We start from the raw sequence: 15484 nt of genomic DNA on the forward strand, positions 1-15484 counted from the left end.
AGACCTTGAGGGGTCGGGACACAGACGATGATCGAGAATCTTGGGCCTCAGCTTTGGGTGGTATTGCCGGAGCTGCTGTTGGCCGTGGGGGCCATGGCGCTGTTGATGCTGGGCGCGTTTCGCGGGCAGGGGACGACGGGGCTCGTCACCTGGCTGGCGGTCGCTCTGCTGATCGTGGTCGGCATCCTGGTGCTCAGGCAGCCGGGCGGCCAGGCGTTCGGCGGCAGCTTCATCGCTGACAGCTACGCGCGCTTCCTGAAGATCCTGGCGCTGATCGGCTCGATCGCGACGCTGATCATGTCGGTCGAATTCCTGTCGGCGCCGGACCGCCGCATCTTCGAATATGCGATCCTGGTGCTGCTCTCGACCTTGGGCATGCTGGTGCTGATCTCGGCCGGCGACCTGATCACGCTCTACCTCGGTCTCGAGCTGATGTCGCTCGCGCTCTACGTTGTCGCGGCCAGCCATCGCGACAACGTCAAGTCGACAGAGGCCGGCCTGAAGTATTTCGTGCTGGGCGCGCTATCCTCCGGCATGCTGCTGTACGGCGCATCGCTGATCTACGGCTTTACCGGAACGGTCAGCTTTGCCGGGATCGCGGCGGCGACGAAGGCCGGCAGCGTCGGCATCATTTTCGGCCTCGTCTTCCTGTTCGCCGGCCTGTGCTTCAAGGTGTCTGCGGTGCCGTTCCACATGTGGACGCCGGACGTCTATGAAGGCGCGCCGACCCCGGTGACGGCGTTCTTCGCCTCGGCTCCGAAGGTCGCCGCTCTCGCCGTGTTTGCGCGCGTCGCGCTGACCGCGTTCCCCGGCATCACCTTCCAGTGGCAGCAGATCATCGTGTTCGTCTCGATCGCCTCGATGGCGCTCGGCTCGTTCGCTGCGATCGGCCAGACCAACATCAAGCGCCTGATGGCCTATTCCTCGATCGGCCATATGGGCTTCGCGCTGGTCGGTCTCGCCGCCGGTACGGTCGAGGGCGCGCAGGGCGTGCTGACCTACATCGCGATCTACGTCGCGATGACGCTCGGCTCCTTCGCCGTGATCATGGCGATCAAGCGCAACGGCCAGTCGTTCGAGAAGATCAGCGATTTTTCGGGACTTTCGCGCACCAATCCGCTGCTCGCCTTCTTCTTCGCGATGCTGCTGTTCTCGCTGGCCGGCGTTCCTCCGCTCGCGGGCTTCTTCGCCAAATGGTACGTGTTCGTCGCCGCGATCAAGGGCGGGCTGTTCACACTGTCGGTGATCGGCGTCCTTACCAGCGTGGTCGGCGCCTACTATTATCTGCTGATCGTCAAGACGATGTATTTCGACGAGCCGCTGCCGACGCTCGATCCGGTCAGGATCGAGCTGCGCACCGTGCTCGCGATCTCCGGCATCTTCAACATCCTGTTCTTCGCCTATCCCGGCCCGCTCGTCAGCGCGGCGGCGGCCGCGGCGAAATCGCTGTTCTAGATGACGTTTGCGCTAGGGTCCCAGGCCGCCAAGGCTGGCTACGGACTCGTCACGTTCGACCAGACCGGCTCGACCAATGTCGAGGCGCTGAAGTCAGCCCGAGAGGGCGGCAGGGCGCCATGCTGGTTCGTCACATCGGAGCAGACGGCCGGGCGCGGCCGGCGCCAGCGTCCGTGGATCGCCCCGCGTGGCAATCTGGCCTCGAGCGTGCTGGAAGTGCTGAACGTGGCTCCTGCGATCGCAGCCACACTCGGCTTTGCCGCAGGCCTCTCCATCGAGAGCGCGTTGCGCCAGGTGAGCATCGAGGCTGCGCTGCGGTCCGGAGCACACGCGTCATTTGCGCTGAAATGGCCGAACGACGTTCTCGTTGACGGCCGCAAGATCGTTGGCATGCTGCTCGAGGCGGAGCAGGTGGCTGGCGGATTGGCGGTGGTTGTCGGCATCGGAACCAACGTGGTGGCGGCGCCGCCGGATACCCCGACTCCGGCGGTATCGTTGGCGGACCTCGGCATCCAGGTGACCGCCGAGGATCTGTTCTCGGCGCTGTCGGATGCCTGGGTCGAATATTTCGGCATCTGGAACGAGGGGCGGGGCTTCGGTGATATCCGCAGGCTCTGGCTGGAGCGGGCGGCAGGCCTCGGCCAGCCGGTCGCCATCAGGTCCGGACATGCTATCATCGAGGGGATTTTCGACACGATCGACGAACAGGGTTGTATGCTGGTGCGGACCGCGGAGGGACGATTGGAGCCGATCACGGCCGGTGATGTTCATTTCGGCTCGGTCGCATCCAAAGGAGCGGTCTAGATGGCACGTCCCGACGAACTGACATTTGCGCCGCTCGGAGGTGTCGGCGAGATCGGCATGAACCTGTCGATCTACGGGCTCGGCAATCGCCACCAGCGCTCGTGGCTCGCGATCGATCTTGGCGTCTCCTTCGGCGATGAGGAGCATCTGCCGGGCATCGACCTGATCATGCCCGACGTCGCCTTCCTGGAGAAGGAGCGCAACAATCTGGTCGGCCTCGTGCTGACCCACGCGCATGAGGACCATTTCGGCGCCATCATCGATCTGTGGCCGCGGCTGAAATGCCCGATCTACGCGACCAAGTTCAGCGCCGCGCTGTTCGAGGCCAAGTGTGAGGCTGAGCGCCTCCCGGCCAAGATCCCGGTCAAGGTGATCCCCTCCGGCGGCCGCGTCGACATCGGTCCTTTCAACGTCGAGTTCATTCCGGTCGCGCATTCGATCCCTGAATCGCACGCGCTGGCGATCCACACCGAGGTCGGCACCGTCCTGCACACCGGTGACTGGAAGATCGATCCGACGCCGGTGTTGGGCGCGCCGACGGATGAGAAGCGGCTGCGCGAGCTCGGCGACGCCGGACTTCTCGCCTTGATCGGGGATTCCACCAACGCGGTGCGCGAGGGACGCTCGCCGTCGGAGGCCGAGGTTGCCAAGACGATTACGACCCTGGTCAAGGAGGCGCGCGGCCGCGTGGCCGTGACCACCTTCGCCTCCAACGTCGCGCGTATCCGCGCCGTCGCCGAAGCGGCGCGCGCGGCCGAGCGCGAGGTCGTGATCGTCGGCCGTGCCATGGAACGCGTGGTCCAGGTCGCGCGTGAGACCGGTTATCTCGACGGCGTGCAGAACTTCCGCGGCATGGATCTCTACGGCCATTTCCCGGCCGACAAGGTGCTCGCGCTCTGCACCGGCAGCCAGGGCGAGCCGCGCGCCGCGCTCTCGCGCATCGCCAATGACGATCATCCGCTAGTCACCTTGAACAAGGGCGACACTGTCATCTTCTCGTCGCGCACCATCCCCGGCAACGAGAAGGCGGTCGGCGCCGTCATCAACGGGCTGGTGCAGCAGGGTATCGAGATCATCACCGACCGCAATCATCTGGTTCATGTCTCCGGCCATCCGCGCCGCGACGAGCTGCGCGACATGATCGCGTGGACGCGGCCGCAGCTCTTGATCCCCGTTCATGGCGAGGCGCTGCATCTGCACGAGCACGCGAGGCTGGCGCGCGCCTGCGGCGTGCCCAAGGTGATCACCTGTCGCAACGGCGATCTCGTCAAGCTTGGTCCCGGCGATCCCGGAATCATCGACCAGCTGCCGGCAGGGCGCCTCTACAAGGACGGCAGCATCGTCGAGGATTCGAAGTCGCGCGCCGTGGTCGAGCGTCGCAAGATGGCCTTTGCCGGCTGCATCTTCGTGGCGCTCGCCATCACCGAGAAGGGCGAGCTGGCCGACGATCCGGAAGTCGACATGGTCGGCATCCCCGAGAAGAATGCGGCGGGCGAGGAGATGGACGACATCGTCTTCGATGCTGTCGTCTCGACCTTCGAAGGTCTGCCGCGGGCGCGCCGGCGCGATCCAGACGCAGCGGCAGAATCCGTGCGGCGGGCGGTGCGTTCGGCGGTCAATGAGCAATGGGGCAAGAAGCCGATCTGTCTCGTTCACGTCCTGGAAGTCTGACGCAGGCCGATCAAACGGCGGTTCAAAAGAAAAGTGGAGGTTGTCATGCTGGGCCGGCTCAACCACGTCGCCATCGCGGTCAAGGACGCCGAAAAGGCCGCCAAGATCTACGGCGCGGCGTTCGGCGCCGAGATATCCCCAGCCGTCCCGTTGCCTGAGCACGGCGTGATCACCGTGTTCGTGACCCTGCCCAATACCAAGATCGAGTTCATTCAGCCGCTGGGCGAAGCGTCGCCGATCGCGAAGTTTCTCGAGCGCAATGCGGATGGCGGCATCCATCACGTCTGCTACGAGGTGGCCGACATCATCGCCTCGCGCGACACGCTGATCAAGGAGGGCGCCCGCGTGCTCGGCGACGGCCAGCCGAAGATCGGCGCCCATGGCAAGCCGGTGCTGTTCCTGCATCCGAAGGATTTTTCCGGCGCGCTCGTCGAGATCGAGCAGGCCTGAGGCAGCGGGGCGATCATGGCCTATACGATCTCTACCTGGCTCGCGATCTACTTCGTGCTGTGGTGGGTCATGCTGTTCGTGACCCTGCCGTTCGGCGTGCGCAGCCAGCACGAGACGGGCGGCGGCTCGCCCGGCACCGATCCCGGGGCGCCGACCATCAGCCTGATGGGACGCCGCCTGATCTGGACGACGCTGCTGTCGGCGGTCGTGTTCGGCCTGGCACTCGTGGCCTATCAGGCCGGGTATCTCAGCATCGAGCGACTGTCGCGGCTGATGGGGATTCCGTTCTAGCTGCCGCTCGCATCGCACAACGTTCTCTCGAAGCCGATGCGCGGACGCGCGTCGGCTTTTTTGCTATAGGAGGTCAAAACAAGTTCGATAGGGAGGTTGCGCGTGACGACATCGGCCGAGGCCCGGAACGGGACGCCATCGGGCTATCGCATTCTGAACGAGACTGATCTTCGAAACTATCTCGCGGGGATCCCTTCAGTTGCAGGGCAACTCGGCGGACCGGCCGAGCGCTGGTCGATCACCGAGGTCGGCGATGGCAACCTCAATCTCGTCTTCATCGTCAAGGGATCGTCCGGCGGACTCGCGGTGAAGCAGGCGCTGCCTTACGTGCGGCTGGTCGGCGAGAGCTGGCCGCTGCCGCTGTCACGCGCCCACTATGAGCATCTGGCGCTGACGCATCAGAACCGCCTTGCCCCGGGCCTCGTGCCGGCCATCGTTCATCATGATCCGGCGCTGGCGCTGACGGCGATGGAGCTGCTGGAGCCGCACATCATCATGCGCAAGGGGCTGGTCGCGGGCACGATCTATGCGGCCTTCGTCGATCACATCACGACCTTCATGGCGCGGACGCTGTTCTTCTCGTCCGACCTCGCGCTGTCTGCCGCCGCGAAGAAGGAGGCGATCGCGAGCTTTGCCGGCAATCATGCGCTGTGCAAGATCACGGAGGACCTGATCTTCACCGATCCCTATCGGATCGCTGAGCAGAACCGCTGGACCTCACCATGGCTCGACGCGACCGCGGCCGACATTCGTGCCGATCTCGATCTTCATGTCGCGGTCTCCCGGCTGAAGCTGAAGTTCTTGTCGAGCGCCGAGGCGCTGATCCATGGCGACCTGCACACCGGATCGATCATGGTCACGGAGACTGAGACCCGGGTGATCGATCCGGAATTCGCCTTCTACGGCCCGATGGGCTTCGACGTCGGTGCTGTCCTGGCCAACTTGTTGATGGCCTATTTTGCGTCGGCCGGACACGAGCGCGCGCCCGCCGACAGGGCGGCATTCGAGGGCTGGGTGCTGATCACCGTGGACCAGGTGTGGAGCGCGTTCGCGGGCAAGTTCCTGGCGCTGTGGCGCAGCGAGGCCATCGGCGATGCCTATCCGCTCTCGCTGTTTCCCGGTGAAGCAGGAACTGCGCGGCTTGAGGCCGAACGTCAGGCCTTCATGGCGCGCCTGTTCCAGGATGCCGTCGGATTTGCAGCCGCGAAGATCATCCGTCGTATTCTCGGCCTGGCGCACAACATCGATTTCGAGCTGATCGAGGATGAGAAGCTGCGCGCGACCTGCGAGGCGCGGGCATTGCGCTTGGCCCGAACGCTGATGGTGGAGACGGCATCGTTCACGTCGATCGAGGCCGTGACACGCGCCGCGCGCGAGCTGCGTCACTGGCAGCCTGGTTTTTGATTCACGGGGTCAACGTCATTGCGAGGAGCAAAGCGACGAAGCAATCCAGAATCTTCGCAAGCCTCTGGAATGCTTCGCTTCGCTCGCAATGACGGAAACAGATGCGTAGGGTGGGCAAAGGCACGCGGCGACGGTCTGTCGTCGTTTGCACTGTCAGATCGCGCCGTGCCCACCATGTCTCACGTGCCACGTAGCTCGATGGTGGGCACGCGACCGCCCTACGACACACGCTCAATCCGCCGCCTTGGCGCGCAGCCGCTGCGCGTAGACGTTGATCACCAGCGCGGCGAGCAGGATCAGGCCGCGGATCAGAATCTTCAGGAAGCTGTCGATGTTGACGTGGTCGAGGCCGTTGTTGAGCACGCCGAGCACGAACAGGCCGACGATGGTGTTGCCGATGCCGCCGCGGCCGCCGAACAGGCTGGTGCCGCCGACCACGACGGCAGCGATCGAATCCAGCAGGTAGGTGTCGAACTCGTTCTGCTGCGCGCTGCCGAAATGCGCCACGCCGAGCATGCCGCCAATTCCCGAGCACACCGCCGAGATCACCATGACGCTGCCGAGGATCAGCTTGACGTTCAGGCCGGAATACTCCGCTGCCTCGCGGTTGCCACCGACCATGTAGACGTAGCGGCCGAACCGCGTGTAGGTCAGCACGAGGTGCCCCAGCAGCAGCATGAGGGCGGCCACGATCACGATCCAGGGCACCCCCGCCAAGGAGCCGGAGCCGAGCGTCGTGATGATGGGCGGCACCTTGTAGGCGATCTGGCCGCGCACCAGCATGGCCGAAATGCCTGCGGCGATCTGCATCATCGCGAGCGTCATGATGAAGGAGGGAATGCCGATCACGGTCAGGCCGAAGGCGTTGACCACGCCCAGCAGCGCGCACAGCGCCAGCGCGAGCAGGATGGCGGCAAAGCCGGGCATCGGCAAATTGGCGATGTTGACGTAGGACTCCTGCAAGGTGAAATAGGCCACCGCGATGCCGGTCACGTTGGCGATGGCAGCGATCGACAGGTCGATCTCGGCGCACAGGATCACGAAGGTCAGTCCGACCGCGATGATGCCGGTCACCGACACCTGGGTCAGGATGTTGCCGACATTGTCGAGCGTGGCGAAGGATGGACTCGCGATTGCGAAGAACGCGGTGAGGAAGATCAGCGTCAGGAATGGCGCGATGTTGCGCATCTGCGAGCGCAGCAGCGCTGCGACCCCGCCGGCGCGTCGTGGTTGCGCCTCCGGCATCGGAACGGTCTCGCCATGCGCCATGACAATCTCCCTACGCCGCCTCGAGCAGACGGTCTTTGCTGATGGTCTCGCCGGCGAATTCGCGCACGACCTCGCCGCGCTTGAGCACGATGACGCGATCGGCCAGTGACAGGACAGTCTCCGGCTCCGTCGAGAGCACGATGACGGCAATGCCCTGGTCGCGTAGTTTCCGCACGATCTGGATCACGTCACTCTTGGCGCCAACATCCATGCCGCGGGTCGGCTCGCACAGCACCAGGAGCCGGGGCGGGTGGCTGAGCCATTTGGCCAGCGCGACCTTCTGCTGGTTGCCGCCCGAGAGCAGGCCAAGGTCGATCTCGACGTCGGCGGGACGGATCTGCAACTGCTCGACCTGGCGCTTCGCAAGCGCGCGCTCGCGGGCCGGCTTCAGCAGCACCGCGTTGATGCGGTCGAGGATGCTGATCGAGACGTTCTTGTAGACGGGCTCCTGCAGGAACAGCATGTCGCGGCGGCTCTCGGGCACGAAGGCGATGCCGGCGCGGCGCGCATCCGCCGTGCTCTTGAAGCGGTTGCGCTCGCCCGAGACGCGCAGCTCGCCGGCGTCGGGCGCGAGCTTGCCGAATAGGATCCGCGCCAGCTCGAGCTGGCCGCAGCCCATGAAGCCGTAGATGCCGAGCACCTCTCCGGCATGCACCGAAAATGAGACGCGCTTCAAGTTGCGCGCCAGCGACAGGCCTGCGGCCTCGACCACCACCGGCTTGTCGGCCGGCGGCGCGGGCAGGGTGATGTCGTGGGTGTAGCTGTCCTCCAGCGCGTCGCGGCCCTTGCCGATCATGGCCTCGATCAGCGCCGCCTTGCTGGTATCGGCCGCAGGTGTCTCCATGATCTTGCGACCGTTGCGGAAGACGGTCACCTCATCGGAGATGAGCAGAATGTCTTCGATGAAGTGCGAGATGAAGATGATTCCGGTGCCCTGCTCGCGTAGCGCGCGCAAGGTCGCGAACAGCCGTTCGACCTCGGGCGGTGACAGCGCCGAGGTCGGCTCGTCCAGGATGATGATGCGCGCGCCGGAGAACAGCACACGCGCGATCTCGATCAGTTGCTGCAGTCCGATCGGGAGATCGCCGAGCCGGCTCATCGGATCGGCGTCGATCCCGAGCTTCTTGAGCTGTTCGGCGGCCTCGCGCGCCATCCGGCGCCACTGCACGATACCGAGGGCATTGGTCGGCTGGTTGCCGAGAAACACGTTCTCGGCAACCGTGAGATCAGGTGCGACGCTGAGCTCCTGATGCACCATGGCGATGCCGGCCGCACGGGCGTCCCGCACGGAGTTGAAATGAACCTCGCGGCCGTCGAGCAGGAAACGGCCGGAGAAGCCGGTGTGCACGCCGGCGATGATCTTCATCAGCGTGCTCTTGCCGGCGCCGTTCTCCCCGACGAGACCATGGATCTCGCCGGGGCGAAGCGTGAAGTCGACGCCGCGCAACGCGGTGACGCCGCCGAACGACTTGGTGATGTCCTGCAATTCCAGAAGAGGCGGGCGGCTGTTCGACATGGGGAGGGACTTCAGATCAGGAAGTGATCCTCCATCCATTGCATGCCGGCGGCATTGGCCTTGGTCACGACGGGCCCGTCGGTGATGACGTGCTTGGGAATGCCCTGGCCGCTCTTTTCGCCGGCGGTGACCGCGGCGACGCCTGCGACGATCGCGCCGCCATGAATACGGCAGGACGGATTGCGGACGGTCGCGAACATGCGGCCCTCGCTGACCGCCTGGATCGCCGGCGGCATGGCGTCGACGCCGCCGATCAGGATGTTGGTGCGGTTGCGCGCCTTCATGATGTTGTAGGCGGCGAGCGCCATGTCGTCATTGTGGAAGAACGCCGCGTCGATCTGCGGATATTTCGTGAGATAAGTCTCCCACAGCCGTGCCGCCTTCGACACGTCCCAGTCGGCCGGCTGCGTGTCCAGCACCTCGATGTTCGGGAACTGCTTGATCACCGAATTGAAGCCCTTGGCGCGGCCCTGCGCGCCGGTGTGGCCGAGTGCACCCTGCGTCATGATGATCTTGCCCTTGCCGCCCATCGCAGTCGCCAGAGCCTGCGTGACCGATGCGCCCATGAACTCGTTGTCGGGTGCCAGGAACGAATGGACGTTGATCTGATCCAGCGGCGCGATCAGCGTGTCCATGTCGATCACGGGAATGCCGGCATCGATCATCTTCTGCACCGGCTGCGTCAGCGTTCCGATGCCGAACGCCTGGATGGCGACGAAATCCCACTTCTGCGACGCCATGTTGTCGATCGCGGCGCGCTGCTTCACCGCATCGAGCTGACCGTCGAACCAGGTGACCTCGACATTGAGCAGCTTGCCCCACCATTCCGCAGCCTGCTTGCCCTGGGCGCACCAGGTCGCCTGCAGGCCGGCATTGGAGAAGGCCGCCTTGAGGGGCTTTTCGGAGCGGCCCATCTCGGCGGCCATCGCCGGATTGATGCCGAAACCGGCGAGAAGGGCCGCCGCAGAGCCCGCGGCCGTCGCCGCCTGGAGAAGATCGCGCCTCGTCGTGGACGTTCTTTTAGTGCCGGACATCCCGTGCTCCCTGTCCCATCGTTGTCCGGCGGCGTCATTGATCGCGCCGCCGAGAGCAGCAGTGTTTCACAACCCCATTGATCACGCCACAGCCGGATGTTGTGCGTTGCACCGAGCGACTATCGCGGCGCACGCGCGATGTCAGAAAACCGTGATGTGCTCGTGGTACGCGGCAGCGCAGCTTGGGAGAGAGCCTTTGGCCACGACACGCATTGCCGTGATCGCCGACATCCATCACGGCCGGGATACACCAACGAAGCGGGGATCGGCGGCGCTGCAATTGCTCGAGCGCTTCGTCACGGAGGTGAACGCCGAAAACATCGATGCGGTCATCGATCTCGGCGACCGGATTTCTGACGAAGATCCCGAGCGCGATCGTCTGCTGCAAAGCGATGTCGCGATGTGTTCTGCAAAGCTTGCGCCGACGCATCATCACGTCAGCGGCAATCATGATGTCGCATTGCTCAGTCTCGCCGACAATGAAGCGATCATGGATCGTCCGAGCGGGTCGCGCGCCCTGATCATCGGCGATGTCAGGTGCGTGTTCTGGCAACCCGACGTGACTCTCACGCCGACGCGCGGCCTTCGCCTCTCCGCGGGCGATCTCGACGCGCTGGTCGAACTGCTCGCGCAGGATGATCGTCCAACCTTGCTCGTCAGCCACGTGCCATTGTCAGGGCATGCTCAGATCGGCAACTACTACTTCGAAGCCAATCAGGGACACGCGGCCTATGCCGAGACCGACGCAATCCGCACGGCCATCGCGGACGCGCCGTGCCCGATCGTCGCGCTCGCCGGCCATGTTCATTGGAATACGCTGACGACGGTCGATGGCACACCGCATCTGACCTTGCAGTCGTTGACCGAGACGTTCATCTCGGGCGATCCGGCCGAGGCGGCGGGCATTCTCGCGATCGATGATGGTGTGCTGCGCTGGACCGTGACCGGCCGCGAGCCGCTGTCGGTGACACTGCCCTGGCCAGCGGCCAAGGCGCGGTGGCGTGCTCCATTGGAGCGCTTTGCGACGGCTGCGGTGGCCTGATGTGATTGCGTGTTCAGGCGGCGTTCATCCGGCCCGCGATACCGTTAACGGGAAATATTGTGGCGCGCTGCGACGACTGCAAAAAAATAGAGCAGGGCAGCGGGCCCTGCTCGGAAATTGTGTCGACCCTTTAGATATCCCGCAAGTTCAGATTTGATCTTGTTAAGCGGGGTGACGCTGCTTGTTGCGCGCCAGGGCTCCTCCCGAGACTTGGACCACCAGACTTCCGCAAGCGTTAGCCTGAGGCCCAAATTCGTAGACGATCTTTTTGCGTTTGTCATCCTTTTCGGCAACGATTGTTCAAAATTCGCGCACTCTCTGAAATGATCGGTAAGTGCTTGCAATTGACGAGTTTTATTTTCGTGTTTTCTCGTGATGGGTGCTGAATTACCGTGAAAGCGGTCGGCCCATCGGTTGCGGCGGGATTGTTCTTAATCAACGACCGCTGGCGAAATGTGCCGACTGTGCCTTGTCCGACCTCGACTCCTGGCGTTCGCTCGGGCAGAAGAATTCAGTTCATTTGGCAGGCTTTGATGCGGCAGCGGCTGCAGGCGTTTCTCCCGATCATGCTGATCGCACTGATGGTGCAGATCCTGGCGCCGATCGGTGCTGCCTGGGCGGCGGCTTCAGCCGCAGCTGACCCGCTGCGCGGCCTCGAAATCTGCCACAGCCAGTCTGGTTCCCAGTCGGTGGACGATGAGTCGCCGGCGAAGCTCGCGCTCCACGGCTGTTCGCTGTGCTGCCTGGCGCAGCCGGTCACGCTGGATGGGCCGGAGCTGTCCGCCATCGCCACGCCGCAACGGGAATCGGGCGAGGTCGTGTGGCGCGCCGGTGATCCGGCCGGCCGGATCACCAAGGCCTTCTCGAACGCGCAGGCAAGGGCTCCGCCCGCAGCGTGACGCGCTGGCTGCTGTGCGGCCCTTATCTCCCAAATCGCATAACCACCGTGCGTTGTCTGCTCGGCCGTAACTGGCGCGCGGACACGTGCCGATCGATCGAGCTGCTGGCGCATTGCCGCCAAGAAAAGGATAACCGACATGACCTTCCTCGGACGCTCTCTGCTTGCATTCGCTCTCCTGTTGGGCGGATCTTCTGCCGCCTTCGCCGCGGACGTGAAGGCCGGTGACCTCGTCATCACCCAGCCATGGAGCCGCGCCACGCCGGGCGGCGCCAAGACAGGCGCCGGCTATCTGACCATCGAGAACAAGGGCAGCGCGCCGGACCGCCTCGTCGCAGTGACGGGCGACGTCGCCGGGCGAGTCGAGATTCACGAGATGGCCGTCACCAACGGCGTCATGACCATGCGTCCGCTGGATAAGGGACTCACGATCGAGCCGGGCAAGACCGTCGCGCTGGCGCCGGGCGGCTATCACCTGATGCTGATGGATCTGAAGAGCCCGCTGAAGCAGGGCGACAAGCTGCCGGTCACGCTGGAGTTCGAGAAGGCCGGCAAGGTCGCCGTGACGCTCGAGGTGCAGGCGGTCGGCGCCAAGGGGCCGGGCGGAGAGGGCGGCAGCATGATGAAGCAGCACGATCATTCCGGCATGAAGATGTAGGCCGGGCGCACTGCGACTCCGACGGAGAGGCCGGCCTCGATGCAACGGGTGGTGAACGCTGCCATGACAGCCGGTTCGCTCGCGAGCCGGCTGGTGGCGGTCGGCCGTGCTCGGGGGCCTGCCGCCCGCTTCCGTCGAAAGCTCGGCCGATATCTGCCGGTCGCTCTGCTAGCAATGCTGTTGCAGGTGCTAGCGCCAGTGGCGGCGTCCGCCATGACGGCTGTGACGATCGCGACGGCCGATCCGTTTGGCGGGGTGGTGATCTGTCATGCCGAGACGGATGCGGCGCCATCGAATGGCGATACCGACCGCACCGCCTGCGGCCTCGACTGCGTCATGTGCTGCGTGCTGCACGCTGCCGCGGCGCTCGATGCGCCGCCCGCGCCATTCGATGCGGCTCCGCTGCGTCTGACGGCGTCCATCGTCTGGACTGCGCGCGAGCTCCGCCTCGTTCATCTGCTCGCCCGGGCACAGGCGCAACCAAGAGGACCTCCCTTCCTTTCCTGAGCACAGAAATCGTCATCGGCGCCGCAGCAGCGCGCCAATCCGTTCTGAACCAGGAAGACCGGCCGTGCAGCCGGCATCGGGGAAGTCAAACATGTTCCGTCGTCATGCCCTTGGTGGTGTGAGCGTGCTCGCCCTGCAGCTCATGCTGCTGCAATCGGCCACGATCGCGCGCGCCGAGACCGAGAAGGAATTGCCGTCCGTCACCGTCGACGCGCCACGCGCCGCGCCACAACGGGCCGTGCGCAAGCCGATCGCGCAGGCAACATCCGTCCGCACTCACGTGCCGAAGCCGCCTGCCGCATCCGTGGCCAGCAGCTCCGGGCAGGGAGGAGCGGTGTCCGACCCAGCCTCGGGTGCCGGCGCCGCTCGCAGCCAGCTCAGCCAGTCGCCGTCCGGCCAGACCGCGGCCACGATCGACCGCAGCCGCTACGATGACCGGCCTGCGTTTTCCGTCGGCGACATCCTGCGCGAAAGCCCCGGCGTCTCGCTCAAGCAGGGCAACGGACCGCGCGATCTCGGCATCTCGATCCGCGGCTCCAATGCCCGCAACGGCTTCGGCATCCGCAACATCGCGCTGTTCGAGGACGGCTTTCCCGTCACGCAGCCGGACGGGCTGTCGCGCAGCGACCTGATCGATCCCCACGCCTACGGTGCGGTCGACGTGATCCGCGGGCCGTCCTCGGCGCTCTACGGCAATTACGCGACCGGAGGTGCGATCAACTTCCGCACCCGCCCGGGCGGCAGCATCGATGGCGCGGAGATCGGCAGCGAAGGCGGCAGCTTCGGCTATCTCAGCAACTACATGACGTTCGGCAAGAAGGTCGGTAATTTCGAGGGCTCGCTGTTCACCAGCGACGTCCGCGGCGACGGCTATCTCGGCAACAGCTGGTTCAACACCCAGACCGTCAACTTCCTCGGCACCTACAAGGTGACGCCCGACGACCGCTTCACGGTCAAGATCATCAACAACGACTTGGTCACGCGGCTGCCGCTCCGTTACACGCTGAGCCAATACTATCAAAACCCGTACCAGCAGGGCTGCACCACCTGGGCGTCCAGAGCAGCCGGCTGCGCGACCGTCGGGCTCAACAAGAACGGCCTCAATACGCTCGGCGGGGTGGACCAGGAGACCGCGCTGCAAGCCGGGCTCGGCCGTAACGACCGCCGCACCATCGTGGGCGGGCGCTGGGAGCACGACTTCGACAACAACACGAGCTGGCGCAACCAGTTCGTGTTCGACGACCGCAACATCAGCCAGCCGACCGGCTCGACCAGTGCGATCGGCGATTATCCGTCCTACAACTACATGAGCGACATCACCAGGCGGGGTGAGATCTTCGGGCTGGAATCGACCGCCTTCTTCGGGGCATTCTACAACACGCTGACCGCGTCCGGAGATACGCGCTTCGTCGTGCCCGGCGGCAACGCGGCGCTCGGCGGCCTCTCGGCCAACACCTGGAGCGAGACCACCAACTACGGCCTGCGGGCGCGCGAGGAGCTCAAGCTGACAGCGGCACTGACGGCGGTGGCCGGTCTCGGCTGGGAGCGTACCCATCTGCGCGGCGTGAACACCGCCTATACCTACGGCGCGACGACAACGACGACGATCACGACGGCGGACCGGCAGTTCGACAATCTCGCTCCCGAGCTGGCGCTGCTCTACCGCGTGAACAGCGACTGGCTGCTGCGCGCCCGCGTTGCCACCGGCTATGGCACGCCGCAGGTCTCGAACCTGTTCGTGTTGCCAACCGGCGATTTCGGCAACAACACCCAACTGAAGTCGCAGACCAATCTGGGCTACGACGTGGGTTTCGACTGGACGCCGAACCGGTCTCTGACCCTCAGCGCGACGGGCTTCTACGAGTTCTTCCGCAACGAGATCGTCACCCAGGCCGTCACGGGGACGCAGAACACCTCCTACACCTTCAACGCACCGCGCTCGGAGCATCGCGGCGTCGAATTGGCGGCCGATTGGCGGTTCCTGCCGGGCTGGCGGTTCACCACTGCCTACACCTACCTCGACCAAGTCTACACTGAATATACCGAGAACCTTGCGGGCGGCTCGAAGCTGTTCAGCTTCAACCGCGTTGGCAACAAGATTCCCGGCATCTCGCCGAACGAGCTGACCGCACGGCTCGGATACGATCACCATAGCGGGAGGCTCGCGGGGCTTGGTGCCTTCGTCGAGGTCCAGTGGAAGGATTCCTTCTATATGGACAACGCCAATCTGCTGAAGGCACCGGGCTATGAGCTCGTCAATCTGAACGTCCACTACAAGACCGAGCTTGCCTCGGATACGTTCAAGTCGATGAACGTCTTCTTCGAGGTCCGCAATGTGTTCGACCGCACCTACATCGCCTCCGCAAACAACCTGCAGAATACGGTGACGGGCGCCGGCGTGCAGGGACTGGCCGGCACCGGGACGATCTACGCCGGCTCACCGCGCGCCTTTTTGGCCGGCATGAAGGTGGCATTCCGATGAGGA

General features: G+C 64.7%; 14 protein-coding genes. 11 read left to right on the forward strand and 3 right to left on the reverse strand.

Annotated features, from left to right (window positions below; genetic code table 11):
• Positions 1 to 27 precede the first annotated feature (27 nt).
• The 6 genes from nuoN (at position 28) to mtnK (ending at position 6075) form a co-directional block, all read left to right on the forward strand.
• Complete coding sequence (gene nuoN / locus QX132_RS02870) at positions 28 to 1455, forward strand: NADH-quinone oxidoreductase subunit NuoN (protein ID WP_315780240.1); 1428 nt, start codon at positions 28 to 30, stop codon at positions 1453 to 1455.
• On the forward strand, positions 1456 to 2259 hold the full coding sequence (locus QX132_RS02875) for a biotin--[acetyl-CoA-carboxylase] ligase (RefSeq protein ID WP_316160029.1): 804 nt from the start codon (positions 1456 to 1458) through the stop codon (positions 2257 to 2259).
• Positions 2260 to 3930 carry a ribonuclease J gene (locus tag QX132_RS02880; RefSeq protein ID WP_315738261.1) on the forward strand — a complete coding sequence of 557 codons (1671 nt, stop codon included), beginning with the start codon at positions 2260 to 2262 and terminating at the stop codon, positions 3928 to 3930.
• Positions 3931 to 3975: 45 nt separating this feature from the next.
• Positions 3976 to 4380, forward strand: coding sequence for a methylmalonyl-CoA epimerase (mce, locus tag QX132_RS02885; protein ID WP_315738260.1), 405 nt, complete (start codon positions 3976 to 3978; stop codon positions 4378 to 4380).
• A 15-nt stretch (positions 4381 to 4395) separates the two neighbouring features.
• Positions 4396 to 4671, forward strand: coding sequence for a DUF1467 family protein (locus tag QX132_RS02890; protein ID WP_315738259.1), 276 nt, complete (start codon positions 4396 to 4398; stop codon positions 4669 to 4671).
• Between the two features lie 102 nt (positions 4672 to 4773).
• Positions 4774 to 6075: an S-methyl-5-thioribose kinase gene (gene mtnK / locus QX132_RS02895; RefSeq protein ID WP_316160030.1), complete on the forward strand. Its 1302-nt coding sequence runs from the start codon at positions 4774 to 4776 to the stop codon at positions 6073 to 6075.
• A gap of 231 nt (positions 6076 to 6306) precedes the next feature.
• Here the strand turns inward: mtnK and QX132_RS02900 are convergent, their stop codons facing one another.
• The 3 genes from QX132_RS02900 to QX132_RS02910 are packed head-to-tail and all read right to left on the reverse strand — an operon-like array spanning position 6307 to position 9894.
• The gene (locus QX132_RS02900) at positions 6307 to 7344 is read right to left on the reverse strand and encodes an ABC transporter permease (RefSeq protein ID WP_315775060.1); all 1038 of its coding nucleotides are present in this window, start codon (positions 7342 to 7344) and stop codon (positions 6307 to 6309) included.
• Positions 7345 to 7354: 10 nt separating this feature from the next.
• Complete coding sequence (locus QX132_RS02905) at positions 7355 to 8860, reverse strand: sugar ABC transporter ATP-binding protein (protein ID WP_315780233.1); 1506 nt, start codon at positions 8858 to 8860, stop codon at positions 7355 to 7357.
• A gap of 11 nt (positions 8861 to 8871) precedes the next feature.
• Positions 8872 to 9894 carry a sugar ABC transporter substrate-binding protein gene (locus tag QX132_RS02910; RefSeq protein WP_315738255.1) on the reverse strand — a complete coding sequence of 341 codons (1023 nt, stop codon included), beginning with the start codon at positions 9892 to 9894 and terminating at the stop codon, positions 8872 to 8874.
• A gap of 154 nt (positions 9895 to 10048) precedes the next feature.
• On the opposite strand from QX132_RS02910, the gene QX132_RS02915 reads away from it, so the two are divergent.
• The 5 genes from QX132_RS02915 (at position 10049) to QX132_RS02935 (ending at position 15481) form a co-directional block, all read left to right on the forward strand.
• Positions 10049 to 10936 (forward strand): metallophosphoesterase family protein, encoded by an 888-nt coding sequence (locus QX132_RS02915; RefSeq protein WP_316160236.1) that lies wholly within the window; start codon positions 10049 to 10051, stop codon positions 10934 to 10936.
• Between the two features lie 533 nt (positions 10937 to 11469).
• Positions 11470 to 11835, forward strand: a complete 366-nt coding sequence (locus tag QX132_RS02920) for a DUF2946 family protein (protein ID WP_316160031.1) — start codon at positions 11470 to 11472, stop codon at positions 11833 to 11835.
• 138 nt (positions 11836 to 11973) lie between these two features.
• A complete protein-coding gene (locus QX132_RS02925) occupies positions 11974 to 12492 on the forward strand; it encodes a copper chaperone PCu(A)C (protein ID WP_315738252.1) in 519 nt (172 codons plus the stop codon).
• Positions 12493 to 12555: 63 nt separating this feature from the next.
• Positions 12556 to 12999, forward strand: a complete 444-nt coding sequence (locus tag QX132_RS02930; RefSeq protein WP_315775055.1) for a DUF2946 family protein — start codon at positions 12556 to 12558, stop codon at positions 12997 to 12999.
• Positions 13000 to 13090: 91 nt separating this feature from the next.
• Complete coding sequence (locus QX132_RS02935; RefSeq protein ID WP_316160032.1) at positions 13091 to 15481, forward strand: TonB-dependent receptor family protein; 2391 nt, start codon at positions 13091 to 13093, stop codon at positions 15479 to 15481.
• Positions 15482 to 15484 lie beyond the last annotated feature (3 nt).

Origin of the sequence: Bradyrhizobium sp. SZCCHNRI20481 (assembly GCF_032485055.1) — a bacterium.
Classification (GTDB): domain Bacteria; phylum Pseudomonadota; class Alphaproteobacteria; order Rhizobiales; family Xanthobacteraceae; genus Bradyrhizobium.